Here is a 25,624-nt window from a genome sequence, read left to right as displayed (position 1 = left end):
CTTACGCCACAGAAGACGGATAACGGTAAATGGTGACGCCTTTAACCACCCGGTTAACCTCACCGGTCGGGCACGGGTTGTCCGGCGTCATACCAAGCGCCAGCGAGCTTTCAAATGCCAGCATTTGGGTGAATAACAGGTAAGGGAACAGCAGCCAGATATCGTCCTCGGCAGGGTGCAGGCTCAGCATCATGTCGGACAACGGCTGCGTGCTGCCGGTCAAGCCGACTATCTGCATTGCCAGACCATCGCGATGCAACTCGTTCCACAAATCGCGATCGTACTGGTGGGCATAGTCGCCGTTGGAGAACATCAGCAGGACCAGCGTTTGGTCATCGACCATAAACTTCGGCCCATGTCGCAAGCCAAGCGGCGAGTCGTAGCGGGTGACGATCTGCCCGGCGGTCAGCTCCAGCATTTTCAGTGAAGCCTCTTCCGCCAGCCCGGTGAAACAACTGCCGCCCAGCGTGATGTAGCGGCGAAAACCGCTGGCGGACAGCGCTTTTACCTGCGGTTGCAGCGTTACACGCAGTTCACGGCAACGGGCCACCATGGCCGCCAATGGCCGCTGGGTCTCGGCAAGGGAGTGCGGGCCGAGCAACAAGGCGGCGGACAGCATCATGCAGCTGAAGCTTGAGGTCATGGCGAAGCTTTGATCGTTGGATCCTTGCGGCATCACCAGTGAACAGACGTTATCGCGCTGGTGCGCGTATTGCGCCAGTTGGCTGTCCGGATTACATACCAGCATCAGGTGGTAACTTTCCGGCAGCAGTTGGTCGGCCAGTTCCACCGTCGCCACGCTTTCCGGGCTGTTGCCGGAACGGGCGAAAGACACCAGCAGCGTGGGGCGTGTCAGATCAAGGTATTGGTGCGGATTGGCGACAATGTCGGTGGTGCCATAGGCCACCACGTCGCGACCGGTTTTCTCGCGCAGCCAGGGGGCTAACGCACGGCCGGCAAAGGCCGAGCTGCCCGCGCCGCAAAGCACAATCTGCAGGCGAGGGTTAGCCAGCAGCGGGGCAAGGAAAGGCTGCCACGAGGCCTGTTGCTCCTGTAGCTGTCGGTGCAGGGCCTCCCATAAATCCGGCTGCTGCCAGATCTCACGTGCGGTATGCAGCGCATGCCGCTGTTCCAGCCAGCCCGCCTCGTAAGCAAAATAACCGTTCATGTTGAAAACTCCTTAAAAAACCTCGGTTAACGGTCGGCGATAATCACGTCGACGCCTAAATGGTTCAGCGCATTCAGGTAGCTTTCCGGGATGCGGCTGTCGGTGACCAAACGCTGGATTTGGCCGATTTCACGGATCATGCAAAAGCTGGTGCGGCCGAATTTGCTGGCGTCCGCGACGGCGATCACTTCGCGCGCCACGTCGCACATGGCGCGGTTGAGTTGCGCTTCGCCGGGGTCCGGCGTGGTAATACCGCTGTGCAAGTCAAAGCCGTCGACGCCGAGAAACAGCTTGTCGAAACGAAACTGGCGCATGTGCTGTTCCGCAGCCGGGCCATACAGTGACCAGGATTTACGCCGCACGCTGCCGCCCACCACCATCAGATCGACCTGTTCGTTGTTGGCCAGTTCGAACGCGATGTTCAGCGCATTGGTCATCACCACCAGGTCTTTCTTGCCGACCAACTGCTGTGCCATTTGGCTGATGGTGGAGCCGGAGTCGAGGATGATGGCGTCACCGTCGTTGACCAATTCCGCCGCCGCGCAGGCAATGGCGTATTTCACGTCGCGATTGATACGGCCCTTGTCTTGCAACGGGCGGTCGAAAGCGAACTGTTTATTGAGCATCGCGCCGCCGTAGGCACGCACCGCGCAGCCACTTTTTTCCAGCTGGCGCAGATCGCTGCGGATGGTGACGCTGGAAACCGAAAACTGGGTGCTGAGTTGCTCGACGCGCACCGAGCCTTCGCGACAAAGCTGGTCGATAATTAATTCCCGTCGTTTTACGGTATTGATCATTAATGCGTGACTCCCGATTTGGCTGTAGTCATACCCGGCCGCGGCGCAATGCGCCGCAGCTAATCTGACAGGAGTGCTTTCAGTTGTTCGTGGCAAATTACAGCAAACGAAACAATGAAATGCAACCGATAAATTTATAAAAAACTATATGTATCAATTGGTTATGTTTATCTTTTCTTTCGATTGGTCATCAACCGAAAGCTGCCGGGAAATAAAGTGAAAAGCGGTAATCCGTTATTTATCAGGCGGCAACTTACCGCCGGGGTTAATTTGCCGAAAGCAGGATGAAAGCTGCGCCATTGTTTTTTTCCTGCCCGGTGTTTCACTGTTTTTTATTGCCAGTTTTGGCGTAATAACGCGGCACCTCGTACGCCGCTGCTGTCTCCGTGCACCGGCGGGTAGATTGCCGCCGGTTCGGTACCGGGCAGCAACCAATGGCTCATGGCCGGGGGCAGCAGGGTGTACAACTCGCCGACGTTAGACAACCCGCCGCCAAGCACGAAGGCGTCGACGTCCAGCAGCAATTGCAGCCCGGCCAGCGCGCTGGCCAGAATATCGACGTACATGGCCAGCAGCCGTTGTGCGAGCGAGTCTCCCTGTCGGTAACGGGCAATCAGCGCCGGTACGCTGTCGGCGGGGTGGCCGAAGTGCCGGCTGAGCGCCAGCAGCCCGCTGCCTGAAACGTAGCGTTCAAAGCAACCGGTCAGGCCGCAGTTGCAGGTGAACAGCGGCAAATCGTATCGCTGAGCCAACTGGGCGGAAATCGGTGTGTGGCCCCATTCACCGGCCAGTCCGTTGCGGCCTTTATGCAACTGCTTGTTCATCACCAGCCCACCCCCGGCCCCGGTGCCGATGATGGCACCGAAAACCAGCGCCAGGTGCTCGGTTTGCGGCGTACTGGCTTCGGACAGGGCAAAGCAGCGGCAGTCGTTTTCAATTTCAACCGGCCGCGCCAGTTCGTGAGCCAGATCGTCCGCCAGGCAGTGCCCGGTGAGGCACGGGACGTTGACCGCCAGTTGTCTGCGGCTGCGCGGATCGGTCACCCCCGGTAAGCCAATGCCGATGCTGCCCTGGGTGTGCAGTTGGCGATCGGCATGGTCGACCAACTGGTGGATGCAGGATAAAAACTGACGGTAATCGCCGGTGGGCGTGCTGACCCGCTGGCACAGCACCTGTCTCAGTTGGCGGTCGTAAGCCGCCATTTCGATTTTGGTGCCACCGATGTCGAAACCGTAACGCATCTGTGATATTTCCACGTTTAGGCTCCGCTCAGGGTGATCACCGCAGACTCGCGGCGTGCGCGTTCCGCGGCAAAGACCATCAGGTGGCTTTCCAGCGTTTCCGCCGGGCCGGACAGCACCTGTGACGGATCGTTGGTGCGAATGGCGTGGATAAAATGCTGCATCAGGTAGTAATCGCCGCCGCCGTGACCGGACATGGCATGCAGTTCTTCGGCCTCTTCGACGTCGTACACTTTTTCGCTGTCGTCGACAAACGAGGTGATCCGGATATAACGGCCATCCCCCTCGAGACAGCCATGGCTGCCGAAAATGCGGGTTTTGCGATCTTCCAGCCGGGTAAAGGCGGTCATGGTGAAGGAGGCGGTACGGCCCCCGGCGAACTGCATGTTGACCACCTGATGATCGACCACGTTATTGTCGCAGCGGTAGACGCAGCGGCCATAGGGACCGTTGCGCAGCGCTGCCTGCAGCTGTGGTTGGCTGACTTCTGGCGTCAATACCCGCAGGAAACCCGGCGTGGCCTTGTGGTCGTCGCCAAGATAGATGCGCTTGGCGGAGTAGGGGCAAGTGGCTTCCACGGCGCAGTCCAGACAGTTGTCCGCCGCACCGGCCGGCTGGTTTTCCTGACGGAAATGGCGCAAGCCGCCGAACGAACTGACCTGCTCGCAGGGCAATTCCATGATGTAGCGGATCCAGTCGATGTCGTGGCAGGACTTCTGCAACAGCATAAAGGCGGCTTCATGGTCGTTGCGCCAGTTGCCGCGAACAAAGGAGTGCGCCTGATGCCAGTAGCCCACCGGCTCCAGATGCTGCAGGCTGACGATGTCGCCAATCACGTTATCGCGCAGCAGTTGCTTGAGCTTTTGGGTGTAACGCGTATAGCGCAGCACGTGGCCGACCGAAAAAATCAGCTTCTGGCATACCACTTCTTCAACGATGGTGCGGCATTCGGCCGCCACCGGCGACAGCGGTTTTTCCAGCAGCATGGCATAGCCCTGTCTGGCGAAGGCCAGTGCCGGTTCGAGGTGCAGGGTGTCCTGGGTGCAGATCAACACCGCATCGGCCAGTTTTCCGGCATCGGCGGCCTGCCGCCAATCGGTGAACACCTTATCCGCCGCGATAGCGTGTTGTTCGACAAACTGCTGCCGATAGACATCCCGCGGCTCGGCCACCGCCACCACCTGCATTAAATCCGGGTGCGCCAACGCGTAGCGCGAGTAAATTTCACCGCGCGCCCCGGCGCCAATCACCAGTACCCGCACCGGGCGACCGGCATAATCATTTTGTTGAGCAGACGACATTGCACGTTCTCCGATCTTGTTATTTGAGGTTTTGGCCGCTGATTTCGTCAAACAGGTGCGCGCGGGTCAGATCGAAAGCCAGGTGGATCTGTTCCCCCAGCCGCGGCTCCCAGTCCGGCTGCGACGCCATACGCAGCACAAAGCGCAGCTCGGCCAGTTCGCAGTGCAGCAACTCCTCGTTGCCCATGCGTTCGATGGTGACAATCTTCGCCGGGAAGCAATTGCCACTGCCGGGCGCGCACAACCGCAGAGACTCCGGACGGATGCCCAGACACACCCGCGGGTGCGGATAACTTTCCAACTGTTGTTGCAACGCCGGCGGCAGTTCGAGCGGATATTGATTGCCGATGCGCAGTCCAATACCCCGCGCACCACGGGTCACCGCCATATCGTGCAGGTTCATCGACGGGCTGCCGATAAACTCGGCGACGAAGCGGTTGGCCGGTTGGTGGTACAGATTGATGGGTTTATCCACCTGCATAATGGCGCCACGGTTCATCACGCAGATGCGATCGCCCATGGTCATCGCCTCCACCTGATCGTGGGTGACATACACCATGGTGGCGGCGGCACCTTCCTGTTTCAGTTGGTTATGCAGTTCGATCAACTGGACGCGCATCGACACGCGCAGCTTGGCATCCAGGTTGGAAAGCGGTTCATCGAACAGAAACACCTTGGGTTTGCGCACGATGGCGCGGCCGACCGCCACGCGCTGGCATTGCCCACCGGACAACTGACCCGGTTTGCGCTGCAACAGATTGGTGATCTCGAGCTTTTCGGCGGCATCGCGCACCCGACGGTCGATCTCGGCCTTGCTTTCCTTGCCGATCAGGCCAAACGCCATGTTCTTGTAGACCGTCATATGCGGGTACAGCGCATAGTTCTGGAACACCATGGCGATACCGCGATCTTTTGGCATGGTGTCGTTGACGCAGCGGTCGTGGATCAGGATCTGGCCTTCGCTGACGCTCTCCAGCCCGGCGATCATCCGCAGCAGGGTGGATTTGGCGCAGCCGGACGGTCCGACGAAAACCATAAATTCGCCATCTTTAATGTCCAGATCGACCCCGTGCAGCGCATTGAATCCGTTGGGGTATACCTTCTTCACATTGTTTAACTGAATACCGGCCATGTTATTTACCTTGTGTTCGCGGTTAGCCTTTTACCCCAGCGCTGGCGATGCCCTGGATGAAGTAACGTTGGAAAAGAATGAACAGCATCAGCATGGGGATCACCGCCATCAACGCCCCGGCCATCAGTAGCGGGTATTCCACCCCGGCGCGGCTGGACAGCGACGCCAGCCCGACCGGCAGCGTCAGTTTCTCGGTGGTGGTGTTGACGATCAGCGGCCACATCAGGTTATTCCAGCTCCACAGGCCGTTGATGATGATGCAGGCGATAATGCCGGGGCGGATCAGCGGCAGCATGATGCGCCAGAAGATGGCGAAGTAGCTGTAACCGTCAATCAGCGCCGCTTCCTCCATCTCTTTCGGCACCGCCAGGAAGAACTGGCGCAGCAGGAAGGTGGCGTAAATGCTGAAGATGCCCGGCAGCACCAGCCCGGTAATGCTGTTCACCAGCCCCAGTTTTTGCACCACCAGAAATTGCGGGATCAAAAAGGCCTGGCCGGGCACCATCAGGATGGAGATGCACACCAGGAATACCGCATCGCGGCCGCGAAAGTGCAGGCGCGAGAAACCGTAGGCGGCCATGGTGGCGATCACCATTTGCAGGGTGACGGTGAAAAAGGTGGCCAGCAGCGAGTTCAGGTAAAAATCGGCGAAGGGAATTTCACGCATGATCTTGCCGTAGGCCTGCAGGCTGGGGTGGGTCGGCAGCAGCGTCAGCGGGATCTGGATACTCTCGGCCTGGGTTTTCAGCGAGGTCACCAACATCCAGATAAACGGCACTACCGAGGCTAACGCCGCCAGCACCATAAACAGATACACCAGCGTTTTTTTACTTATGCTCATCGTCGTGGCTCCTCAGCTGACTTTCAGGCGTTTGCCAATCATCATTTGAATCAGGGTGATCAGCAGGGTGACGGCGAACAGCACCACGGTGATGGCGGAGGCGTAACCTTTCTCCTGCAGGTAAAAGGCGTATTTGTAGAACAGGTTGGTGACGGTCATCACGTCGCTCTCCACCAGGGCGCGATCGAACATCAAAAACACCACGTCGAAGACTTGCAGGATCTCGATAAAACTCATCACCGAAACGAAGAACAGCGTGGGAACCATCATCGGCAGGGTGATACAGAAGAAGCGGCGCAGGGTGCTGATACCGTCGATGTCGGCAGCCTCATACAGCTGACGGGGAATGCTTTGCAGCCCGGCCAGCAAAATGATGATTTTCAGCGCCAGCGACGACCAGATAATGATGATGGAAACGCTGATGCGCACCACGTCCGGATCGGACAACCAGGCCACCGGCGAAATGCCCAGCAGGCCAATCGCCTGGTTAATCAGGCCGAAGTCCTTGTTGAACAGCCACTGCCAAACCATCGCCACCGCGGCGGGCATGGTGACCGCCGGCAGAAACAGCAGGGTGCGCAGCAGGGCTTTGCCACGAATGTTCTGATTCAGGCCAATGGCCAGCAGCAACGACAGGCTCAGGCTGACCGGCACGCACACCACCACATAGAACAGGGTGTTGCCGGCGGCGGTGTAGAAATCATCGTCTTCAAACAGATTGACGTAGTTATCGACGCTCAGGGTGCTCCAGCGCATAAACTGGTTGAGGTCGGTAAAGCTGTAAAAGATATTCTGCATAAAAGGGATGAAGTAAAATACCGTCAGCCCAATCAGCAACGGTAAAATCATCACCCAGCCCCAAAAACGCTCGGCGCGCTCCAGGCGGCTGAGCGCCGGTCGTGGGACGCTTTTTTGTTGTTTTAGGGCACCGTAGGTATCTGCCAACGACATGTTGCCATTCCTCACCTGTGACTGCTTTGCGGTGTTCCGCAGCCGGCGCGCCTTCGGGCAGGCACCACCGGCACGGGGCGATTACTGCTCCATGATGCGTTCGATCTTCTTGACCGACTTATCCATCTCTGGTTTGGCATCTGCACCCATAAAGATTTTCTTCAGGCTGGCAATCCACATGTTCTGCCATTTCGGCGTGTTGGTACCGGCGGTCGGGTAGGCCTCGGTCACGTTGAGGGTGTCGATATAAGGGGTGACATCGACCTTTTTGATCTCCGCCGCCCAGGCTTTGGCCGCCACCTTGTTGGCCGGGATCACCACTTTCGCCAACTCGGTTTGCGAGGCTTCGCTGCTCATAAACTCGATGTATTTCCAGGCTTCCTGCTTGTGGGCACTGTTGGCGGACATGGCGAATGCCAGACTGTGCGCAACACCGGATTGACGTTCGATTTTCGGCATCATCACCACGCCGATATGGTCGTTAATCAGCGGGTTGTTGGCAAAGGGGGCCGCTAACCACGAGCCGGCATACACCATTGCCGCGCGGTTGGACTGGAAGATGTTCTCGGTTTTGACTTCGCTCATCTGCTGGGCGCTGGGCATCAACCCGTCTTTCATCATTGACTGCAACTGCTGATAAACCCAGATCGATTTGTCGTTAGCGATATCGCTCGGCTGACCGTCTTTCGGCACTATGTGGTTGCCGTTCTGGAACAGCAGGTTCATATAGCTGTCCTGACCGTCGATGCTGAGATCCATCACCAGCGGGAAGGCACTGCCTTTCAAACCGGTTTTCAACGCAGCGGCCCTGGTTTTCAGGTCATCCCAGCTCCAGTCGTTGGTGGGGTAACTGACGCCGGCCTGATCAAACAGCTTTTTGTTGTACCACACCGCGATAGAGTCCACGTCGCGGGGGATGGCCATCTGTTGGCCATCATATTGATAGGCTTTTACCGAACTGGCGACCACGTCATTTAACTTCACGCTGCTGCCGCTAATATAAGGCGTCAAGGGTTGCAATATGCCATTCTTGGCATATTGCACGAAATAAGGCATGTTAATCCAGAATATATCCGGTGCTACACCGCCCGCGGCGGCGGAATCCAATTTGACAAAGTATTGCGCCGACGGCGTTAATTCTATCGCTATTTTAATATTCGGGTTTTCTTTTTCAAAGCGTTTGGCAATTTCTTGCTCGGCGGGTAATTGATTCCTGTCCCACACGGCATAACGCAGGGTTATTTGATCGGCGGCATATAACATGGTCGGCAATAATAATGCAGCCGCGATGGCAGAATGCGCCAGAAAACGGCCGGTATTTTTTATCGGTGACATTGCTTTCCCCTCGGTGGACGACGAATAAATATTTTCGTAACGTGATTTCTTTCTATCCCTTAACTTTCAATGTGTCAATACACCCCGATCTGCCCAAAAATGGGGCGTAAATGTTTCGTTGTTGTTAAAACCGAAAGGGTTGCAGCGTAAACCGAAAGCGTTACTTGTTCACAACTCATTAACCTTTCACGCCGGTTTTGGCCCTGCCGTGCGGCAATTCCGGGTTGCTGGGGTCATAGGAATAAGTGATAACCCCTGCACCATAATGGGGATTAAAAACATTTTTATTGTGCATGCCTGGGTATCTTTCATTTTTGTGATGCAAATAAACAAAAAAATTATCTATGACGGCGTCGGAACGGCGTTGTCGTCATTTTTTGATGGGTGACTATTGTTTGCGGTGATAAAAGGAGTTAGCTTAAAAATCACCCGGTTTTATTTTCAAATTAAAGCGAGCTTACTGTTATGCGTCTTTCATTGACCTTTACTCACAGTCTGGAAAAGATATTCCACAGTCATAATGCGCCACAGATTGAGCAAATAAATAAGTTAAGCGGTCTGAGCAACGAAATGATTTCATGGCAGGGGGTTTATTGTTTGCACCGGGCAGATAACGAAACGCGGTGTGAATTAGGCTACCGTCTTGAGGGCGCCCTGGCGGAGTATATCAGCGTGCGTCAGGTGCAATCGGTACCCAGCCACTTTCCCTGTTACGCCGAGGTCGATGAGAACTATCTGCGTACCGAGCCGGGGTTATTTCCCGATCCGCTGGTACCGCTGACCGAGCGGCGTTTCTTTGCCGCCAATAATTATTACGCCAGCCTGTGGCTGACGTTGACCCCGCCAACGACGCCGGTAGCCGGTGGGGATTACCCGCTGGAGCTGACCCTGTTTGATGTGGCGAGCGGGGAAGATCTGGCCAGTGCCGCCCTGATGCTGCATATCGTTCCGGCGGCACTGCCGCCGCAAACCTTGCTGCACACCGAATGGCTGCATTCCGACTGCCTGGCGGATTATTACCGGGTGGCGGTATTCAGCCCCGAATACTGGCTGGCGGTACGCAACTTTGTCCGTACTGCGGTCAACAGCGGGGTAAACATGCTGCTGACGCCGATCTTCACGCCACCGTTGGATACCGCCGTGGGCGGTGAACGAACCACGGTGCAGTTGGTGGGCGTGCAGCGCTCGGCACAGGGTCACCGCTTTGATTTCCAGCGCCTGGCCCAGTGGGTGGACATGGCGCAGCAGGAAGGGATTGAGCATTTTGAGATTGCCCCGTTGTTCACCCAGTGGGGGGCGGCGCATGCGCCAAAAATTCTGGTGGAGGTCGACGGGGCGCTTCGTCCGCTGTTCGGCTGGCACACCGACGCCCACGGGCAGGAGTATCAGCAGTTTTTGCAGGCGCTGTTGCCGGCGTTAACCGAGTGGTTCCGTCAGCGTCAGTTACAACAGCAGGTTTGGTTCCACATCTCGGATGAACCTACGCTGGAAAATATCGCCGTTTATCAGCGTGCCGGCGCCGCCTTGCGCCCGTTGCTGGCCGGTTTTCGCACTTTCGATGCGCTGTCTGATTATGCCTTTTACCAACAAGGGCTGGTGGAAACGCCGGTGGCCGCCACCGACCATATTGAACCCTTTATCGATAACCAGGTACCGGGTCTGTGGGCCTATTACTGTTGCGTACAAAAGACCGAGGTGGCTAACCGTTTCTTCGCCCAACCTTCGGCGCGCAACCGGATTCTGGGCATCCAGCTTTACCTGTACAACATCACCGGCTTTCTGCACTGGGGGTTCAACTTCTATAACAGCGGCCATTCGCGGGAAAAGCTCAACCCCTATGCGGTGACTGACTGCCGCAATGCGTTCCCCTCCGGCGACGCCTTTGTGGTTTACCCCGGCGAGAACCTGACGGCGGTGGAGTCGCTGCGGTTGCGGGTGTTGCACCAGGGCTTGCAAGACATGCGTGCTCTGCAACTGCTGGAAAGCCTGACGGATCGCGAGACGGTGGAGAGGTTGATTGAACAGGAACTGGGGATGCGCATCACCTTTAAACGTTATCCGCATCAGGCGGCCCCGTTATTACGGCTGCGGGAAGCGGTCAATCAGCGTATCGAGGCCCTGACTTCAGTGGCATAAAATGCGGCGCGGGTGGCGATGAGCAGAGTGTCGCCACCAGGTTTTCAATAATTTGCTATACCTGATAGGTGAGGGATTCATTTTTTTGTCATGTTACTGACATGTTAGGGTCATGGCGCTGGCTTAAGTTTGCAGCGACTAAGCCAGGAGATAACGCGATGTTTAGCTTGGACTCTCTGCTGCATGATGCATTTCCACACCGCAAGACCCCTGCCTGGCAGCGTAGCCTGCTGAGAACTTTACTCTTCGAAAAAGAATTCAAACAGTTTGCCGCCGATTATCCCCACCTGAAAGGGCTGGATCTGATCGAGCAGGTGGTGGACTACTTCCATCTCAGTTGCGAACTGGTGGATGGCGATCTGGAAAACATCCCGAGTCAGGGACCGGTGGTGCTGGTGGCTAATCACCCGATCGGTTCGCTTGACGGACTGGTGCTGCTGCGCGCGGTGGCGGCGGTGCGCCCGGACGTCAAAGTGGTGGCCAGCCAACTGCTGACCTACATCGAACCGCTGCGCAGTTTGTTTGTGCCGGTGGACAACGTCGCCTATAAGACCAACCGCAAGCAAATTGAAGGTATGCAGGCCCAACTGGACAAGCAGGGCGCGCTGATCCTGTTCCCCGCCGGCGAAGTGTCGCGCATGAGCCCGAAAGGCATCCGCGACGGCCACTGGCATACCGGATTCTTGCGTCTGGCTGCCAAGGCGCGCGCACCGATTGTGCCAATCCACATCAGTGCGCGTAACAGTAACCTGTTCTATTTCACCTCTTTGGTTTATCGGCCGCTGTCGACACTATTACTGGTGCGCGAAATGTTCCAGCAGCAGGGCGGACGCATCAAAATCCGTGTGGGTGGGCGCATTCCCTTCGCCAATTGGCACGACGGCCACACCAGCGCGAAAGATCTGGCGGAACGCTTCCGTCGCCACGTCTACCGTCTGGGGCAGGGTAAAGAAGGGTTGTTCGCCAGCGAATCACCGATCGCCTTGCCGGAAGACCGACTGGAGCTGAAGAAAGCGCTGGCAAACTGTGAACGTCTGGGAGTCACGCCGGACGGGAAAATCATCTTCCTGTATCGCCGTCAGGATGAGGCGCGCACGCCTATCTTGCGCGAACTCGGGCGTCTGCGTGAAATCGCCTTCCGTGCGGTGGGTGAAGGTTCGGGTCGCCGTCGCGATCTGGACAGTTACGACGACGATTATTACCACCTGGTACTGTGGGATGCGGACGAGCTGGAAATTGTCGGCGCTTACCGTTTTATTCCCACCGCCGAGCAGTTGGAACGCAAAGGGCTGGAAAGCATCTACAGCAACAGTCTGTTTCATTACGACCGCGATATGGCGCCGATCCTGGCGCAGGGCATCGAGCTGGGGCGCAGCTTTATTCAACCGGCTTACTGGGGCAAGCGCGGGCTGGACTACCTGTGGTTGGGCATTGGCGCCTACCTGGCAAAATACCCGCAATACCGCTATCTGTTTGGCCCGGTCTCCATTTCCGGCGGGATGCCGGTGACGGCGCGTGACCTGTTGATCGCCTTCTACCGGCTGTACTTCTCACCGGACAGTGCGCTGGCCAAGTCGCGTCAGCCTTATCCGGCCTCTCTGCCGCAGGATCTGGCGCAGTTCGCCGGCGACAATTATCAGGAAGACCTGGTGCGGCTGAAAAGCCTGTTGAGCAACATCGGTTGCTCTATCCCGACGTTGTATAAACAATATACCGAACTGTGCGAGCCGGGCGGGGTGCAGTTTATTGATTTCGGTACCGACCCGGCCTTCAATAACTGCATCGATGGCCTGGTGCTGGTTGACCTCACCCGGCTTAAACCGACGCGTTTCCAGCGCTACATTGCGGTGCATCAGCCGCAAGAGACCTGCATAGAGTGATCGAACACGCATTCATGCGTATTTGATCTAAGCCCAGACTTGGGCAGCACGGTGGGATAGCGCTAGGATTAAGGTTTATCCCACCGTGGAGTCTTTCATGTCACAGTCGTTTGTCCCTGCTTTGCTTTCTGCCGATGAACCTCCCGCCGTGGCGGTGGAAACGCCTGAAGGCAAAGCGCCGTTCTTGTTGTTGTGCGATCACGCCGGGCAGGCGATACCGCAACGTTTGGGCGATCTTGGTCTGCCGCCCGGTGAAATCGACCGCCATATCGGTTGGGATATAGGGGCGTTGCAGGTTTCGCGCCACCTCAGCCGTCATCTGGACGCCACGCTGATCCATCAGCGTTACTCGCGCCTGGTCATTGATTGCAACCGGGCGCCCGGTATCGCCAGTTCCATCCCCCATATGTCGGAGTTAACGCCGATCCCCGGCAATATCGGCATTGATACCGAACACGCCCTGGCACGCGAACGCGAAATTTTCCTGCCTTATCACCACGCGATTGACGACACGCTGGGCGATCGCCAAATCCGTGAAAAGCCGACCGCCATTATTGCCATGCACAGCTTCACGCCGGTATTTAAAGGCAACGCGCGTCAGTGGCAGGTTGGGCTGCTGTTTAATCGCCAGCCGGAGTTCGCGCTGTTACTGGCAGAACTGCTGCGTGAGGAAGGGGACTTGCAGGTGGGCGTCAATGAACCCTACGCCATGACCGACGCGACGGATTACACCCTGCCGGTGCATGCGGAGCGGCGCCACCTGCCTTATGTCGGCATCGAAATCCGCCAGGATCTGATAGCCGATCAACAAGGCCAACAGGCCTGGGCAAAACGCTTCGCCAGACTGTTACCACAAGCCTGGCATCGCTGGCAAATTTGACTTTAGGAATATTCCCAGTGATGATATCTGTAAGGAAAGTGTTAACGTCATTGGGATGTGCTAGGAGCGCCAAATGGAGCAGAGTGATAATGGATTGTTTATCAAGCAGGAGCGTTTTGAAGTACTGGCGATTCTGCGTGAAATTTGTAAACAGCGTACCCCGCTGCGGGTCGTTAATGAGAAACAGCAGTTTCAAAGCCTGTTATTGAGCGTTGGGCCGGATAACATCGTATTTAGCGGTAATGAAGCCGATGCAACGGTCGAGGGCGAATGTACCATCGTGATTGAAAGCCATGATGCGAAGATCGAATTCTCTGTAGGTCGGGCCGAATTCACCCACCAGCAAGGCGTCAACGTCTGTTCAACTCACTTGCCGAAAGAGCTGGTATATATCCAGCGCCGCCGTCAGTTCCGCGTGACCACGCCCCATTGGCGCCAATTCCTCTGTAGCGGTGAATATGCCGACGGCAGCGAGTACCAGTTAAGGATCCACGATCTTTCCGCCGGCGGCGTAGGGTTACGCGTTGACGGCCCACTGCCGGAAAACCTTCAGCCCGGTTTCCTGTTCAAAAAAGCGTTGTTGGATCTTGGCAGCTACGGCAGTTTCAAGGTCAATATGGAACTGGTGGTGATCAACGACGATCATGAGCTGGATGACGACGACAAAATGGTGCATTTCTCGCGCCTGTCGTGCCGCTTTATAAAACTGGGTTTGGCGCTGGAAAGAAAAATTCAGAGTGCGGTATTTGCGTTCGAACTGGATTTCAACAAAAAGAAAAAACGCTAAGCAAGACGCGAGGGGCAGCAGGCTGCCCCATCACTCCCGGCCTATTTCAAGGCGCGCAGACTGCCAATTTCCTCCAAACCGAAATGCTCCGCTTCCACCAACACATCACAGACTTCGCCACTGGCGGTCAGGATCGCTTCATTGAGGCTCTTTCCGTGCAGCAGATGGCTGACCAGCAACGCGGTAAACATATCCCCGGTGCCTTTGACCTTCGACTGAATTTTGGAATGGGTATAGCTTTGCACCTTATCGCGGCTGACCAGCAGTAACCCCACCTGATCGTCGTTTTCCGCCACGCCTGGCGCGCTGGTGACCAACACCCACTCGGTGGTGTCGTTCAACAACGCCTGAGCGGCCTGCCGCGTCTGTTCCTGGGTGGTCAGAGGGTGCCCGCAAAGCTGCTCCAGTTCGAAGCCGTTGGGGGTCAGGCCATTGGCCAATTGCAGGAAGGGGGAGCGATAGCACTCGACGATACGCTTATCGACATAAACCCCTTCGCCGTAATCGCCCATCACCGGATCGATATAAATCTTTATCTGCGGATTGATCGCGCGCACACGTTGTAACCAGATATCCAGAATATGGCATTGGTCGACATTGCCCAGATAACCGACAATCACCGCCCGGGTGCGCGTCATCACGCCGCGGGTCAGCAAATCCGCCAGAAAACCGCCGAACCACTCGGCGGAAATCACGCCGCCGCTGGGCGCGCCGTAATAAGGGGGGCAACCGAACAGCACGCTGGGGACTTGCAGCGCTTCGAGCCCTTTTTTCAACAGCGTGCGGTAGGCTATGCCATTACCGACGCTGCCATACACCACTTGCGATTGAATGCTGATCACATCAATCTGCGGTGGCTGTAATTGAGAAACCTGTTGCATCTATCACTTCCTTGGTTCGATTTTGTCCAACCAGCGTGCAAACACCTGACGGGCGCGTTGCTCCAACTCGGTGCCGTAGCGCGCGGCCTGTTGACGCAAGCGCTGCGGCAGGATACCGGCCAGTTCCAGCTCACAGGCATGGCCCACCAGCCAGCGTTCAAGATCGCGGTGATCGGCTTCCAGATGGAACTGCAACCCAAGGGCAAAATCCTGATATTCAAAAGCCTGATTAGGGCAAATTTCGGTGCCGGCCAGGCGGGTAGCGCCTTCCGGGATCATAAACATATCGCCGTGCCAGTGAAGCACCGGCGTGGTCGCCAATGGGGCCAGCACCGAGTCTTCATCGCCCGTCAGCGCAAGCGGGGCGTAGCCGATCTCTTTCACGCCAAGCGAAACGACTTCGGCGCCCAGGGCCTGAGCAATCACCTGCGCGCCCAGACAGACACCGATCGTAGGCCGTTTTTGCTGTAACCGCTGGGTAACCAGTGCTAATTCGTCATTGAGAAACGCATAGTGTTGTTGACCGGCAAAATGCTGGGCGGCGCTGATCGGCCCGCCGAGCACCACCAGCAGATCCGTTTCGTCATTATTGATGGCACGGATATCGTCACGGCCGGCGTCGTAATAATCAATCTGATAGCCACGTAATGAAAGCAGTGAACCCAGAATACCCAGGTTTTCAAAATTGACATGTCTGATAGCGACAACTTTTTTCATTGTTATACCTCTTGGGTCGGGGAACAAGGTGCCAGTTCCAGCGCATCGCCTAAAATGGTGATACCGCCAATGCCGCTTTGATAAATAATCCGGCGATCTTTGACCTGACTGATCTGTAACTGATAGCCCTGTTCGGCGGGGAACAGCGCCTGGGCCTGTTGCAGCTGGTCGGCGGCCCAGGGCGTGAACATCTGCAAGCGGGCAAACGCTTTCCCGCTATGTTGAATATCGAGCACGTAATGTTTTTCCATTTTTACCCCTTAACTTTTTCGTTCGAAACAGCTATTCTTATTTGAACTAATACAAAAAGGTTTTATGTATGGGTTCATTGTATGCAAAAGGCGGCAGCGCTGTCCAGATTGCTGAACAGATCAGCACGCAGATCAAGCAGGGTGAATTACAGCCGGGCGACTTGCTGCCGCCGGTGCGCCAACTGGCCGGGGAACTGGGAGTGAATCCGAATACCGTCGCCAGCGCCTATGCCAAGCTGCGGGACGCCGGTTTGGTCGCCACCCGGGGACGAGCGGGAACGCAGGTGCTTGAGCAACCTTTGATGGCGATGCGCAATGTCCGGCAGGTGCCGGAAGGCATGCGCGATTTGGCCAGTGGCAATCTGGATGCCAGGCTGCTGCCGACCCTGTCGCTGGGCGCAGATGATGTTTTCCAACAGCAGACGGGCTATGACGTCAGCGGGGATTTACCTGCATTGTGCCGGTTGGCCGAAGAATGGCTGAGCCAGCAGGGTGCGGCTTTAGGCGAGATGGCGGTGTTTTCCGGGGCGTTGGACGCTATCGAAAAGGCGCTGCGCATGCATGCGGCGCCGGGGGCTTCGGTGTGGGTGGAAGATCCCTGCTGGCCGCCGTTACTGACGCTGCTGCGGCATCTTCGACTCAAACCTTTGCCGTTGCCCGTCGATGAGCAAGGGTGCCGGTTGCCGGAAAAGGACGCCGGGCCTCAGGGCGCTGCGGTGATCCTGACGCCGCGCGCGCAAAACCCGACCGGCATGTCACTGAGTGCCGCCCGGGCCAAAAGCTGGCGTGAATTCCTGGCGCAAAACCCAGGCTGTCTGGCGATCGTCGATGACTTCTGGGGGCCGCTGTCGCAACGGCCGCTGCATTTGCCGTTTAGCGCCGACAATGGCCTGTATGTATTATCGCTGAGCAAATTTCTTAGCCCGGACCTGCGAATTGCGCTGGCCTGCGGCAAGCCGCAGCTGCTACAGACGATGCGTGCGGATCAATACATTCGCGAGCGCTGGGTCAGCCATATCTTGCAGCAGATTGGCGTCAAATTGTGGACGCAGGCGCAGCGTGACGGCCTGCTCGAGCGCGCGCAGCAAACCTATCAGCAACGGCGGGATCAGTTGACGGAACGGCTGCGTGCATTGACTGGCGTGCCGTTACCGCCGGGAGAGGGGGTACATATCTGGTTGCCGGTGCGTTCAGAAGCCGCCGCCAGCCAAATGATGGCGCAGCGCGGCTGGCTGGTGCAAAGCGGTGAGCCGTTCCGTCTGAAAAGCAGCCCGGCGATCCGCGTCAGTCTGGCTAACCTGATCCCGGAGCAGCTGGAGACGCTGGTTCAGGATCTGGCCGTTGCCATCGTCGCCGGCACTTTGGTTAACTGAATCGGGCGTTGATTCCCTTCGGCAGTTTGCCGTTCAGCCCTGCGCCAACAGGTGCAAAGAGGCGAGGCGGGCGGCGGGCTCGCTGATGGGCGTATCAATCACAAACTCTTCCACGCCGTACTGCTGGTGCAATTGATCCAACTGCTGACGCACCTGATGGGCGGTGCCTAGCAGAATATGGCTCTCTCGCGGTTCGATGCGGTAATCGGTCGCACCGGCCTGCTGCACAAAGCTTTCCGCCTGCTCCAGGCTGCCGACGGTCACGCTTTGCCCGCCGGTCACGTGCACGCGGTACTGCTGGATCCCGGCCGCCAGATCCTTGGCCTGGCTTTCGCTGTCGGCGACGATCGCTGCCACCGCCAACAGGGCTTTGCGGCCACCGCTTTGCTCACTGTAATGAGCCAGCGCCTGACGAATATCCTGCGGATTGCCATTGAGATGGGCGGCAAACACAAAAGCCCAGCCGTGTTCGGCTGCCAGTTGAGCACTTTCGCGACTGGCGCCCAGCAGGAAACGCTGCGCAGGCTGTGCGGGTTGTGGCGTGGCACTCAGCCCCGGTTGCGCATCATCATTCAGGTAGGCGTTAAGCTGCGCGAGCTGCTGGGGAAAGTCCGGCTTATTTTGCTGATCGTGCGCAGCCTGCAGCGCCTGGGTAGAGAGCGGTAACCCGCCGGGGGCTTTGCCCACGCCCAGATCGACCCGCCCCGGTGCCAGCGTGGCCAGCAGATTGAAGTTTTCAGCCACCTTATAGGCGCTGTAGTGTTGCAGCATGACGCCACCCGAGCCGATACGAATGCGCGAGGTTTGCCCGAGTAAATAGGCGATCAGCACCTCAGGCGAAGGGCAAGCCAGTTGAGCGGTATTGTGGTGTTCCGCCAGCCAAAATCGGCGGTAGCCCCAGACTTCCGCCTGCTGTGCCAGATGCAGCGTGCGCGTCAGCGCCTGGGCGGCGCTTTCTCCTTCGGCAATCGGACTTTTTTCCAACACGCTCAGGGCATAAGCCATTTTCCTGCTCCTTTATTTATCACCAATTATTGATGACAAATAGCATGCAGGACGTCGCGGGCGTAATATTGATTGGAGATAGGATATTCCATTGATAAAAAACGGATTTAGATATGCGCGAGGCGGTAAAAGGGCGCGTGGTTAACGCGCCCGGGTCAGATCAGGACTCCAGCCAGGCTTTCAGACGGATCGCGTCACTGTAGTGACCATAGCGCTGCTGCGAACCGAGCAGGATGATCACCACCGGCTGCCCCTTGATCAGGGTACGCATCACCAGGCAGTGACCGGCTTCGTTGGTAAAACCGGTCTTCTGCAGCTGAATTTTCCAGGCGGGATTGTTGATTAACCCATTGGAGCTGCGGTACACCAACTGGCCCCGGCCAGGACGCACGATTTGCTGTTTGTCGGTACTGAAACGGCGAATGCTCTGATAGCGGTAGGCGTGATTCACCATCTTCAGCAGGTCGTTGGCGCTGGCCACGTTGCGTGGCGTCAGTCCGGTGGGATCGTAAAAGCGCGCGTGTTTCATGCCGATGGCACGCGCTTTCTGATTCATTTTCGCCACAAAGGCTTTGCGTCCGCCGGGGTAGTTACGGCTCAATGCCGCCGCCGCCCGATTTTCCGACGACATCAGCGCGATGTGCAGCATATCGCGACGGCTGAGGGTGGAGCCTATGGTCAGCCGCGAGTGGGTTTTCTTCAGCAGATCACGGTCGGCAGGGACGACCTTTATCTTATTGCCTTGCGGACGTTTGCTGTCCAGCGTCACCATGGCGGTCATCAACTTGCTCAACGAAGCTATGGGCAGCACGCGGTTGGCCTGTTTCTGGTACAGCGTTTTGCCGGTGCGTTGATTGACCACCAATACCGCTTTAGAGTGCAGCGCCAGCGGTGCCGCGGCCTGTGCAGCGGGGTGAATGAACAGTAAAACGAGAACCAGAATGGCGCCGAAGCGGCGGGCGGAAAAGCGAAAAATAGAATTCAATAAATACATGGCAACCGTGACTATGTTTCTGACTGATGAATAAATATCAGCAAGAGTCTGCACAGCAAATGTGGAGAAAATAGGGTGATGACGAACGGGAACCATTATCCATCAACGGAGGGCAACCCATCGTTCGGATGCGCTGATTCAATAGCGCTCAATGGTTATTTTGATATTGGGATCTTTGCCATCCGTCCAGAAGTCCCCCAGTTTCTGATAGGCAAGAATATAGAGCGCCACTGCGCCAGAGACGCAGATCAGGGTAACGAGTATAAATTTTAACTTGCTCAAAATGCCTCCGATTGACCAGGGCGCATCATAGCAAGGGCAGCTAAACAAAGAATAAATGGCGGGGGAATTTCTCCCTCAGAGCCGAAGCCTTGAGGGAGGTCCGTGAAGCATTTCCCCGGTTTTAGAAATGGGTGAAGATCCAGTACAGCCCGGCGGACAGCAGTACCGAGACCGGCAGCGTCAGCACCCAGGCCATCAACAGATTGCGCAGGGTGGACATTTGCAGGCCGGAGCGGTTGGCCGCCATGGTCCCGGCGATACCGGACGACAGAACGTGAGTGGTGGAAACCGGCAGGCCGAAGGCGTCCGCCGCCCCGATAGTGGTCATCGCCACCAACTCGGCGCTGGCACCCTGAGCATAGGTGAGGTGGCTTTTGCCGATCTTTTCCCCGACGGTGACCACGATGCGCCGCCACCCGACCATGGTGCCCAGCCCGAGGGCAATGGCGACCACCACCTTGACCCAGAACGGAATAAAGCGGGTGGCACTGTCCAGTTCGCCTTTCAGCGCGTCCAGATTGCGCTGCGAATCGGCGGAGATTTGCAGCTGTTTTTCCGTCTTCAGGTGCTTAATGACTTCCGACGTCAGGTACATATCATTTCGGGTGTTGGACACCGCCTGCGCGGGGATCTTGTCGACCGAACCGTACTGACGGATTTGATCGCCAATGGCTCCGGTCAGTTGGGCCAGTGCGGGCACCACGTCCGGCGTTAGCTCGCTGGTGCGCACATAGCCGGTCAGCACCTCACGCGGGGGGATCGGGCTGACCGCCGGGAACTGGTGCAGCAGTTGGTTTTTAGTGACCTCCGCCAACGCCGCTACGCGCGGGATTTGTTCCGGTGGCATCGAGCGGTTCAGCGCATAGGCAATCGGCATGGTACCGACCAGGATCAGCATGATCAGACCCATGCCTTTTTGCCCATCGTTGGAGCCGTGAGCAAAGGAAACGCCGGTACAGGTGAGGATCAGCAGGCTGCGGATCCACAACGGCGGTGGCGAGTCATTTTTGGGGGCGGTATACAGCTGGCGGTTTTTGACGAACACCTTCAGCGCCAGCAGCAGCAAGGCGGCAAACACAAAACCGATCACCGGCGAAAGCAGCAGGGCATAACCCACCTTGATGGCCTGTCCCCAGTCGACGCCGCTGGTGCCGGTGCGGCCGTGGATCAGCGCATTGGCCACCCCAACGCCGATGATAGAGCCTATCAGCGTGTGCGATGACGAGGCCGGCAGCCCGAGCCACCAGGTGCCGAGGTTCCAGATGATCGCCGAGAACAGCAGGGCATAGACCATGGCGAAGCCGTTGCCGGTACCGGCCTGCAAAATCAGCTCAACCGGCAGCAGCGAAATGATGCCGAACGCCACCACGCCGCTGGAAAGTAATACCCCGAGAAAGTTAAAGAACCCCGACCAGACCACCGCCACCATCGGCGACAGGGAGTGGGTATAAATCACCGTGGCGACCGCATTGGCGGTATCATGAAAACCATTAACAAATTCAAAGCCCAGCGCAATAAGCAGTGCCAGTCCCAATAAAAGAAACGGCACGTAGCTGGTATATACCGCACCGGCATCGCTCACGTCGTTAAATAGATTTACTCCGGCAAAAGCTATCCCCAGCACTAATAAAAAAACAAAAAAAAGAACAGTGAGTCGACTGTTCTTTTGGTAGATTTTTGGCAGGCTTGACGCGGATGGCGCACCCGCTTGCACGGCGCTGTTATCACTCATAAAGGACCTTCCCGATAGACTTCATTAGATTTCTGACGGTGCTTGCGGTGTTGCCATCAAAGTATTGGGAAATAATGTGACTTTTTTATGACGATAATATTAATCATAGGGAACAGTGAAAATAATTAACGTTGGCATTTAAAGGTTGATATAAAGATTGAGGCTGATCGATTAATGAGTGCGGTTATTCAGGACAAAGGTTTATGGCTCAAACGGTTGCGGAAAAAGCACACAAACTTGATTTTGACGATGAAGTCACCGGGCTGATTTACGGTCACGTTTTTCGTACGGCAGCGCCGCCGCAGCGAGTCTCTTCGCAGCAAGCCTGCCAGGCTTATCAGACGCTGTCACCGGGGGAAGGATTTCTTTGGCTGCATCTCAACCTGAATCATGCCGCGGCGGAAAAGTGGTTGAAGAACCACTTTGCGATTTCCGACTTTTTCTTTGATGAAATCCGCCACGGATCTCATACCACACGCATAGAACGTCAGGGCGACGACCTGTTTGCGGTGCTCAATGACGTGATATTCCACCCCAAAGAGAGCAACCCGGAGACAGCGACGCTGTGGCTGTATTGCCGCAGCGGATTGGTGGTCACGGTACGGCACAAACCGCTGCGGTTGATCGAACGGCTGCTGAGTCGGCTGGGGCCGCTGCAACTGGCGTCTTCTACCGAACTGTTGGCGCATCTGCTGGAAGAACAGGAGGAGGTGCTGGAACAACTGGTACGGCAGGCCAATCAGTATGTCGATACCATCGAAGATCGCCTGTTGAGCAACCATGTGAAACGCAACCGCACCGAATTGGGGAGGATGCGCCGCATGCTGTTGCGGTTTCAACGCCTGCTGGCGCCGGAACCTGCGGCGCTGTTTCGCCTGTTAAATCGCCCGCCGACCTGGTTAAGCCGGGACGTGGTGCAGGATCTGCGGCAGTTCACCGAAGAGTTCACGGTGGTGCTCAACGACCTCGCCAGCCTGACCGAGCGCATTCGCTTGCTGCAAGAGGAGATCGGGGCCAAGCAGATGGAGCAGAACAACCGCACGCTGTATACGTTGACGGTGATCACCGTGTTGGCGTTGCCGATCAATATCGTCGCCGGTTTCTTCGGCATGAACGTGGGGGGGATCCCGCTGGCCAGCAATCACCACGGCTTTGTCTTGCTGGTGTTGCTGGTCGGCGGTTTTACGCTGGTCACCGGTTATCTGGCCTTCAGACGCCGGGACGAGAGGTGATTACAGTCTGGCCCGGTACTCCTCTTCCAGCCTGGCGTGGGTGCTCCAGAACGGCTGCGGTTGGCGATCGTGCAGGCGATCGACCAGGATATCCAGGTGGGTGTGCCAGCCACCGGCCACGCTGAGCATTTCGTCACGGTTGGCCAGGCGACGGTGGGTGACGGTCAGCAGCACCGCATTGCCCTGTTCGGTCAGTTCAAAAGTCACCTCGGAAGGGCGACTCTGGCCCTGTTCCGCCCAGGTAAAGCTCAGCAGCCGCGGCGGGAACAGGCAGGTGATATGGCCGACGTTGCTGACGCTGCAGCTGAGGTGTTTGTATTTGGCCGGGGTTTGCTCGTGTTCGCCGGTCAGATCGGAATTGCGGAACACCAGCTCCACCTGGGCACCGTTTTCCAGCTTCATATCGCCGGCGGCCAGCCAGGTGGCGCGTTTGTCGGATTCCGTCAGATAGGCCCAGACCCGTTCAATCGGGCCGGGCAGCAGCCGCTGGATGCGCAGCGTGCCGGTTTCAATAATCATGCCGTAGTCGTTCATTATTCACTCCTTGGAAGGATTCGGTTCGGGCTGCAGCAGCGCTATTTCCAGCGCGTCCAGCCGCTCAGTCCAGAAATGCTCGTAGGTTTGCAGCCATTGCATGGCCTGTGCCATGGGCTCGGGTTCGAGCCGGCAAATATGGTTTCTTCCCTGCACGGTGCGCTGCACCAGCCCAGCAAGCTCCAGTGCTTTTATATGCTTGGAGGCGCCGGCAAACGACATCTGCAACGGCGCGGCCAGTTCGCCAATGCTGTGCTCGCCGCCGGCCAGCGCACGCAGTATCGCGCGGCGCGTCGGATCGGAAAGCGCATGGAAAATGGCGTCCAGCTGTGAGGAAGATAATTTAACCATATGGTTGAATATAGAACAGGCGGGGCAATATTCAACCAGTTTGTTGAATATTTTTTTCTGGCCCCGGCAGGTCAGCCGGAGCCAGGGGGATCAGGCGTGGGTTTGCGCCAATATGGCATTGAGCAACACGTTGGCCCCGGCGGTCGACCAGTCCGGCGAGATGTTTTCCAGCTCGTTGTGGCTGATCCCCTCTACGCAGGGAATAAAGATCATCGCCGTCGGGGCGACCCGGTTCAGGTAACAGGCGTCATGACCGGCACCGGAAATCATATCGCGGTGTGAATAGCCCAGCGTTTGCGCGGCCTGTCGCACCCTGTCGATACAGCCTTGATCAAAACGTATCGGCTGATAGTCGAAAATGCGCTCGGCGCGGGCGTTCAGCCCATCGACACCGACCTCGGCCACCGCGGCCAGCAAGCGTTGTTCCATCTGCGCCAAAACCGCCTCTTGCGGGTGGCGGAACTCGACGCTGAAGAACACTTTGCCCGGCACCACGTTGCGAGAGTTGGGGGTGATTTGCGCCATGCCCACCGTGGCGCGTGCGTCCGGCATAAAATCCTTGCCGATAGCATTGACCGCGTTAACCATGGCGGCAAAGCCGAGCAGGGCGTCGCGACGACGATCCATCGGCGTCGTCCCGGCATGGGCGCTAAAACCGGTGATCTCCAGTTCATACCAACGCTGACCCTGCGCGGCCGTCACCACGCCAATCTCGATATTTTCCGCTTCGAGGATCGGGCCTTGTTCAATGTGCAGCTCAAAGGCGGCGTGGATCGGGGTGTTCCCCACCGGATGTTCGCCGGCGTAGCCAATTTGCTGCAAGGCTTTGTCAATACTGACGCCTTGTGCATCCTGGCGCGACAGGCCGTACTCCAGATCGAACACGCCGGCAAACACCCCGGAGGAAATCATCGCCGGGGCGAAGCGCGCCCCTTCCTCGTTAGTCCAGTTGATGACCTCCACAGCACGTTCGGTTGCGATTTGCCGATCGTTAAGGGTGCGGATCACCTCCAGACCGGCCAGCACGCCATAAATGCCATCGAAACGACCGCCGTTGGGCTGGGAATCGACGTGGGAACCGGTGACCACCGGCGCCAGCTCCGGGCGGGTGCCTTCGCGGCGCAGAAACATGTTGCCCATGCGGTCAATACGCACGTGGCAACCGGCCTCTAATGCCCAATCTCGCAGTTGATCGCGCGCCTGGCGATCTTCTTCGCTCAGCGCCAGGCGGGTCACGCCGTCTTTTGGGATAGCGCCGAACTGCGCCATGTCGAGCAGGCTTTGCCACAGGCGTTCACCCTTGACCCGAAGCGTCATTTTTTCTCTCCCTGCGCTTTGGCTGCATAGCGGAAATCGCAGCAGGACGCGCCGGACATGATGGTCTGGGTGCGTTGCAGTTCGACCTCTGGCGCATAGCCGACGATAAACTGGCTGTCGCGCGCACAGGACAGCAGATGGCCGATTTCGCCCAGGCCCATCTGGTGATACATTTCGGCATAGCGACAGCGGGTGACGTTATAGTCGAAATGCTGCTCGTCCTGGTAGATCACCTTCACCTGCAGCGCATCGTCCTTTTCCCACAGATACTGCAAGGCGGCGAAACTTTGCAAATCCGCGCCGTTCGGCTCCTGCGCGGCGAAGTTTTTGCCGGCTTCAATGGCGGCATTTTCGATAGCCTCGCCAATCACCGCCTGCGCACGCTGTTTGCCGATCTCACGCACCAGGATCTGGTAAATCGGTTTGATGATTTCCGCCTCTATGCGGCGCCGGGCCAGAATGCCCAACTCGTTTTTTGCATCGCTCATCGCCTTGCTCCTCATTGC

26 protein-coding genes are annotated in these 25,624 nt (G+C 57.3%); 7 read left to right on the top strand and 19 right to left on the bottom strand.

Going from position 1 to position 25,624, the window contains the following annotated elements; translation table 11 throughout:
• Nucleotide 1 precedes the first annotated feature (1 nt).
• The 8 genes from ACGS9J_RS00735 to ACGS9J_RS00700 form a co-directional block, all read right to left on the bottom strand.
• Entirely contained in the window at nucleotides 2-1,168 is a 1,167-nt protein-coding gene (locus tag ACGS9J_RS00735) for an SIS domain-containing protein (RefSeq protein ID WP_442229206.1), read from the bottom strand.
• Between the two features lie 26 nt (nucleotides 1,169-1,194).
• Nucleotides 1,195-1,965 carry a transcriptional repressor AgaR gene (gene agaR, locus ACGS9J_RS00730; protein WP_442229205.1) on the bottom strand — a complete coding sequence of 257 codons (771 nt, stop codon included), beginning with the start codon at nucleotides 1,963-1,965 and terminating at the stop codon, nucleotides 1,195-1,197.
• Nucleotides 1,966-2,297: 332 nt separating this feature from the next.
• Complete coding sequence (locus ACGS9J_RS00725) at nucleotides 2,298-3,206, bottom strand: ROK family protein (protein WP_442229952.1); 909 nt, start codon at nucleotides 3,204-3,206, stop codon at nucleotides 2,298-2,300.
• 17 nt (nucleotides 3,207-3,223) lie between these two features.
• Complete coding sequence (locus tag ACGS9J_RS00720; RefSeq protein ID WP_442229204.1) at nucleotides 3,224-4,507, bottom strand: Gfo/Idh/MocA family protein; 1,284 nt, start codon at nucleotides 4,505-4,507, stop codon at nucleotides 3,224-3,226.
• A gap of 19 nt (nucleotides 4,508-4,526) precedes the next feature.
• Nucleotides 4,527-5,639 (bottom strand): ABC transporter ATP-binding protein, encoded by a 1,113-nt coding sequence (locus ACGS9J_RS00715; RefSeq protein WP_442229203.1) that lies wholly within the window; start codon nucleotides 5,637-5,639, stop codon nucleotides 4,527-4,529.
• 22 nt (nucleotides 5,640-5,661) lie between these two features.
• Nucleotides 5,662-6,480 (bottom strand): carbohydrate ABC transporter permease, encoded by an 819-nt coding sequence (locus ACGS9J_RS00710; RefSeq protein WP_442229202.1) that lies wholly within the window; start codon nucleotides 6,478-6,480, stop codon nucleotides 5,662-5,664.
• Nucleotides 6,481-6,492: 12 nt separating this feature from the next.
• Nucleotides 6,493-7,431 (bottom strand): carbohydrate ABC transporter permease, encoded by a 939-nt coding sequence (locus tag ACGS9J_RS00705; RefSeq protein ID WP_442229201.1) that lies wholly within the window; start codon nucleotides 7,429-7,431, stop codon nucleotides 6,493-6,495.
• Between the two features lie 81 nt (nucleotides 7,432-7,512).
• Nucleotides 7,513-8,766, bottom strand: coding sequence for an ABC transporter substrate-binding protein (locus ACGS9J_RS00700; RefSeq protein WP_442229200.1), 1,254 nt, complete (start codon nucleotides 8,764-8,766; stop codon nucleotides 7,513-7,515).
• 121 nt (nucleotides 8,767-8,887) lie between these two features.
• Between ACGS9J_RS00700 and ACGS9J_RS00695 the strand changes: the two genes are divergently transcribed.
• From ACGS9J_RS00695 to ACGS9J_RS00675, 5 genes are all read left to right on the top strand, one after another.
• Nucleotides 8,888-9,154, top strand: a complete 267-nt coding sequence (locus tag ACGS9J_RS00695; RefSeq protein WP_442229199.1) for a hypothetical protein — start codon at nucleotides 8,888-8,890, stop codon at nucleotides 9,152-9,154.
• A gap of 77 nt (nucleotides 9,155-9,231) precedes the next feature.
• Nucleotides 9,232-10,902: a DUF4091 domain-containing protein gene (locus tag ACGS9J_RS00690; RefSeq protein WP_442229198.1), complete on the top strand. Its 1,671-nt coding sequence runs from the start codon at nucleotides 9,232-9,234 to the stop codon at nucleotides 10,900-10,902.
• 158 nt (nucleotides 10,903-11,060) lie between these two features.
• Nucleotides 11,061-12,782, top strand: a complete 1,722-nt coding sequence (olsF, locus tag ACGS9J_RS00685) for an ornithine lipid synthase OlsF (RefSeq protein ID WP_442229197.1) — start codon at nucleotides 11,061-11,063, stop codon at nucleotides 12,780-12,782.
• A 97-nt stretch (nucleotides 12,783-12,879) separates the two neighbouring features.
• Complete coding sequence (locus ACGS9J_RS00680) at nucleotides 12,880-13,662, top strand: N-formylglutamate amidohydrolase (protein WP_442229196.1); 783 nt, start codon at nucleotides 12,880-12,882, stop codon at nucleotides 13,660-13,662.
• Between the two features lie 73 nt (nucleotides 13,663-13,735).
• Nucleotides 13,736-14,449 carry a flagellar brake protein gene (locus ACGS9J_RS00675; RefSeq protein WP_442229195.1) on the top strand — a complete coding sequence of 238 codons (714 nt, stop codon included), beginning with the start codon at nucleotides 13,736-13,738 and terminating at the stop codon, nucleotides 14,447-14,449.
• Nucleotides 14,450-14,490: 41 nt separating this feature from the next.
• Here the strand turns inward: ACGS9J_RS00675 and ACGS9J_RS00670 are convergent, their stop codons facing one another.
• From ACGS9J_RS00670 to ACGS9J_RS00660, 3 genes are read right to left on the bottom strand one after another with little or no spacing between them, the layout of a single operon-like run.
• Nucleotides 14,491-15,330, bottom strand: coding sequence for a PfkB family carbohydrate kinase (locus ACGS9J_RS00670; RefSeq protein WP_442229194.1), 840 nt, complete (start codon nucleotides 15,328-15,330; stop codon nucleotides 14,491-14,493).
• 3 nt (nucleotides 15,331-15,333) lie between these two features.
• A complete protein-coding gene (locus ACGS9J_RS00665; RefSeq protein WP_442229193.1) occupies nucleotides 15,334-16,047 on the bottom strand; it encodes a glutamine amidotransferase in 714 nt (237 codons plus the stop codon).
• Nucleotides 16,048-16,049: 2 nt separating this feature from the next.
• Nucleotides 16,050-16,298, bottom strand: a complete 249-nt coding sequence (locus ACGS9J_RS00660) for a hypothetical protein (protein ID WP_442229192.1) — start codon at nucleotides 16,296-16,298, stop codon at nucleotides 16,050-16,052.
• 68 nt (nucleotides 16,299-16,366) lie between these two features.
• Between ACGS9J_RS00660 and ACGS9J_RS00655 the strand changes: the two genes are divergently transcribed.
• Nucleotides 16,367-17,671, top strand: coding sequence for an aminotransferase class I/II-fold pyridoxal phosphate-dependent enzyme (locus tag ACGS9J_RS00655; RefSeq protein ID WP_442229191.1), 1,305 nt, complete (start codon nucleotides 16,367-16,369; stop codon nucleotides 17,669-17,671).
• Between the two features lie 33 nt (nucleotides 17,672-17,704).
• Here the strand turns inward: ACGS9J_RS00655 and ACGS9J_RS00650 are convergent, their stop codons facing one another.
• From ACGS9J_RS00650 to ACGS9J_RS00635, 4 genes are all read right to left on the bottom strand, one after another.
• A complete protein-coding gene (locus tag ACGS9J_RS00650) occupies nucleotides 17,705-18,676 on the bottom strand; it encodes an LLM class flavin-dependent oxidoreductase (protein WP_442229190.1) in 972 nt (323 codons plus the stop codon).
• A gap of 160 nt (nucleotides 18,677-18,836) precedes the next feature.
• Nucleotides 18,837-19,670: a D-alanyl-D-alanine endopeptidase gene (pbpG, locus tag ACGS9J_RS00645; RefSeq protein WP_442229189.1), complete on the bottom strand. Its 834-nt coding sequence runs from the start codon at nucleotides 19,668-19,670 to the stop codon at nucleotides 18,837-18,839.
• Nucleotides 19,671-19,808: 138 nt separating this feature from the next.
• Nucleotides 19,809-19,952 (bottom strand): hypothetical protein, encoded by a 144-nt coding sequence (locus tag ACGS9J_RS00640; protein ID WP_442229188.1) that lies wholly within the window; start codon nucleotides 19,950-19,952, stop codon nucleotides 19,809-19,811.
• Between the two features lie 121 nt (nucleotides 19,953-20,073).
• On the bottom strand, nucleotides 20,074-21,684 hold the full coding sequence (locus tag ACGS9J_RS00635) for an inorganic phosphate transporter (RefSeq protein WP_442229187.1): 1,611 nt from the start codon (nucleotides 21,682-21,684) through the stop codon (nucleotides 20,074-20,076).
• Between the two features lie 203 nt (nucleotides 21,685-21,887).
• Here ACGS9J_RS00635 and ACGS9J_RS00630 point away from each other — a divergent pair, with 203 nt between their 5' ends.
• Entirely contained in the window at nucleotides 21,888-22,916 is a 1,029-nt protein-coding gene (locus tag ACGS9J_RS00630) for a transporter (RefSeq protein WP_442229186.1), read from the top strand.
• Here ACGS9J_RS00630 and ACGS9J_RS00625 read toward each other — a convergent pair whose 3' ends face one another.
• From ACGS9J_RS00625 to ACGS9J_RS00610, 4 genes are all read right to left on the bottom strand, one after another.
• Nucleotides 22,917-23,450: an SRPBCC family protein gene (locus ACGS9J_RS00625; protein WP_442229185.1), complete on the bottom strand. Its 534-nt coding sequence runs from the start codon at nucleotides 23,448-23,450 to the stop codon at nucleotides 22,917-22,919.
• A gap of 3 nt (nucleotides 23,451-23,453) precedes the next feature.
• Nucleotides 23,454-23,801 (bottom strand): ArsR/SmtB family transcription factor, encoded by a 348-nt coding sequence (locus ACGS9J_RS00620; RefSeq protein WP_442229184.1) that lies wholly within the window; start codon nucleotides 23,799-23,801, stop codon nucleotides 23,454-23,456.
• A gap of 90 nt (nucleotides 23,802-23,891) precedes the next feature.
• On the bottom strand, nucleotides 23,892-25,118 hold the full coding sequence (locus ACGS9J_RS00615; RefSeq protein ID WP_442229183.1) for a Zn-dependent hydrolase: 1,227 nt from the start codon (nucleotides 25,116-25,118) through the stop codon (nucleotides 23,892-23,894).
• A complete protein-coding gene (locus ACGS9J_RS00610; protein ID WP_442229182.1) occupies nucleotides 25,115-25,606 on the bottom strand; it encodes an L-2-amino-thiazoline-4-carboxylic acid hydrolase in 492 nt (163 codons plus the stop codon). Before ACGS9J_RS00610 ends, ACGS9J_RS00615 begins: the two co-directional genes overlap by 4 nt.
• Nucleotides 25,607-25,624 lie beyond the last annotated feature (18 nt).

It is taken from the genome of Serratia quinivorans (genome assembly GCF_052113645.1).
Lineage (GTDB): Bacteria > Pseudomonadota > Gammaproteobacteria > Enterobacterales > Enterobacteriaceae > Serratia > Serratia quinivorans_B.
This window is presented reverse-complemented; position numbering and strand designations above follow the sequence as displayed.

Coding starts and splice junctions, on each gene's coding strand:
- ACGS9J_RS00735 (WP_442229206.1), bottom strand. CDS start 1,168: ATGAACGGTTATTTTGCTTACGAGGCGGGCTGGCTGGAACAGCGGCAT.
- agaR (WP_442229205.1), bottom strand. CDS start 1,965: ATGATCAATACCGTAAAACGACGGGAATTAATTATCGACCAGCTTTGT.
- ACGS9J_RS00725 (WP_442229952.1), bottom strand. CDS start 3,206: ATGCGTTACGGTTTCGACATCGGTGGCACCAAAATCGAAATGGCGGCT.
- ACGS9J_RS00720 (WP_442229204.1), bottom strand. CDS start 4,507: ATGTCGTCTGCTCAACAAAATGATTATGCCGGTCGCCCGGTGCGGGTA.
- ACGS9J_RS00715 (WP_442229203.1), bottom strand. CDS start 5,639: ATGGCCGGTATTCAGTTAAACAATGTGAAGAAGGTATACCCCAACGGA.
- ACGS9J_RS00710 (WP_442229202.1), bottom strand. CDS start 6,480: ATGAGCATAAGTAAAAAAACGCTGGTGTATCTGTTTATGGTGCTGGCG.
- ACGS9J_RS00705 (WP_442229201.1), bottom strand. CDS start 7,431: ATGTCGTTGGCAGATACCTACGGTGCCCTAAAACAACAAAAAAGCGTC.
- ACGS9J_RS00700 (WP_442229200.1), bottom strand. CDS start 8,766: ATGTCACCGATAAAAAATACCGGCCGTTTTCTGGCGCATTCTGCCATC.
- ACGS9J_RS00690 (WP_442229198.1), top strand. CDS start 9,232: ATGCGTCTTTCATTGACCTTTACTCACAGTCTGGAAAAGATATTCCAC.
- olsF (WP_442229197.1), top strand. CDS start 11,061: ATGTTTAGCTTGGACTCTCTGCTGCATGATGCATTTCCACACCGCAAG.
- ACGS9J_RS00680 (WP_442229196.1), top strand. CDS start 12,880: ATGTCACAGTCGTTTGTCCCTGCTTTGCTTTCTGCCGATGAACCTCCC.
- ACGS9J_RS00675 (WP_442229195.1), top strand. CDS start 13,736: ATGGAGCAGAGTGATAATGGATTGTTTATCAAGCAGGAGCGTTTTGAA.
- ACGS9J_RS00670 (WP_442229194.1), bottom strand. CDS start 15,330: ATGCAACAGGTTTCTCAATTACAGCCACCGCAGATTGATGTGATCAGC.
- ACGS9J_RS00665 (WP_442229193.1), bottom strand. CDS start 16,047: ATGAAAAAAGTTGTCGCTATCAGACATGTCAATTTTGAAAACCTGGGT.
- ACGS9J_RS00660 (WP_442229192.1), bottom strand. CDS start 16,298: ATGGAAAAACATTACGTGCTCGATATTCAACATAGCGGGAAAGCGTTT.
- ACGS9J_RS00655 (WP_442229191.1), top strand. CDS start 16,367: ATGGGTTCATTGTATGCAAAAGGCGGCAGCGCTGTCCAGATTGCTGAA.
- ACGS9J_RS00650 (WP_442229190.1), bottom strand. CDS start 18,676: ATGGCTTATGCCCTGAGCGTGTTGGAAAAAAGTCCGATTGCCGAAGGA.
- pbpG (WP_442229189.1), bottom strand. CDS start 19,670: ATGTATTTATTGAATTCTATTTTTCGCTTTTCCGCCCGCCGCTTCGGC.
- ACGS9J_RS00635 (WP_442229187.1), bottom strand. CDS start 21,684: ATGAGTGATAACAGCGCCGTGCAAGCGGGTGCGCCATCCGCGTCAAGC.
- ACGS9J_RS00630 (WP_442229186.1), top strand. CDS start 21,888: ATGGCTCAAACGGTTGCGGAAAAAGCACACAAACTTGATTTTGACGAT.
- ACGS9J_RS00625 (WP_442229185.1), bottom strand. CDS start 23,450: ATGAACGACTACGGCATGATTATTGAAACCGGCACGCTGCGCATCCAG.
- ACGS9J_RS00620 (WP_442229184.1), bottom strand. CDS start 23,801: ATGGTTAAATTATCTTCCTCACAGCTGGACGCCATTTTCCATGCGCTT.
- ACGS9J_RS00615 (WP_442229183.1), bottom strand. CDS start 25,118: ATGACGCTTCGGGTCAAGGGTGAACGCCTGTGGCAAAGCCTGCTCGAC.
- ACGS9J_RS00610 (WP_442229182.1), bottom strand. CDS start 25,606: ATGAGCGATGCAAAAAACGAGTTGGGCATTCTGGCCCGGCGCCGCATA.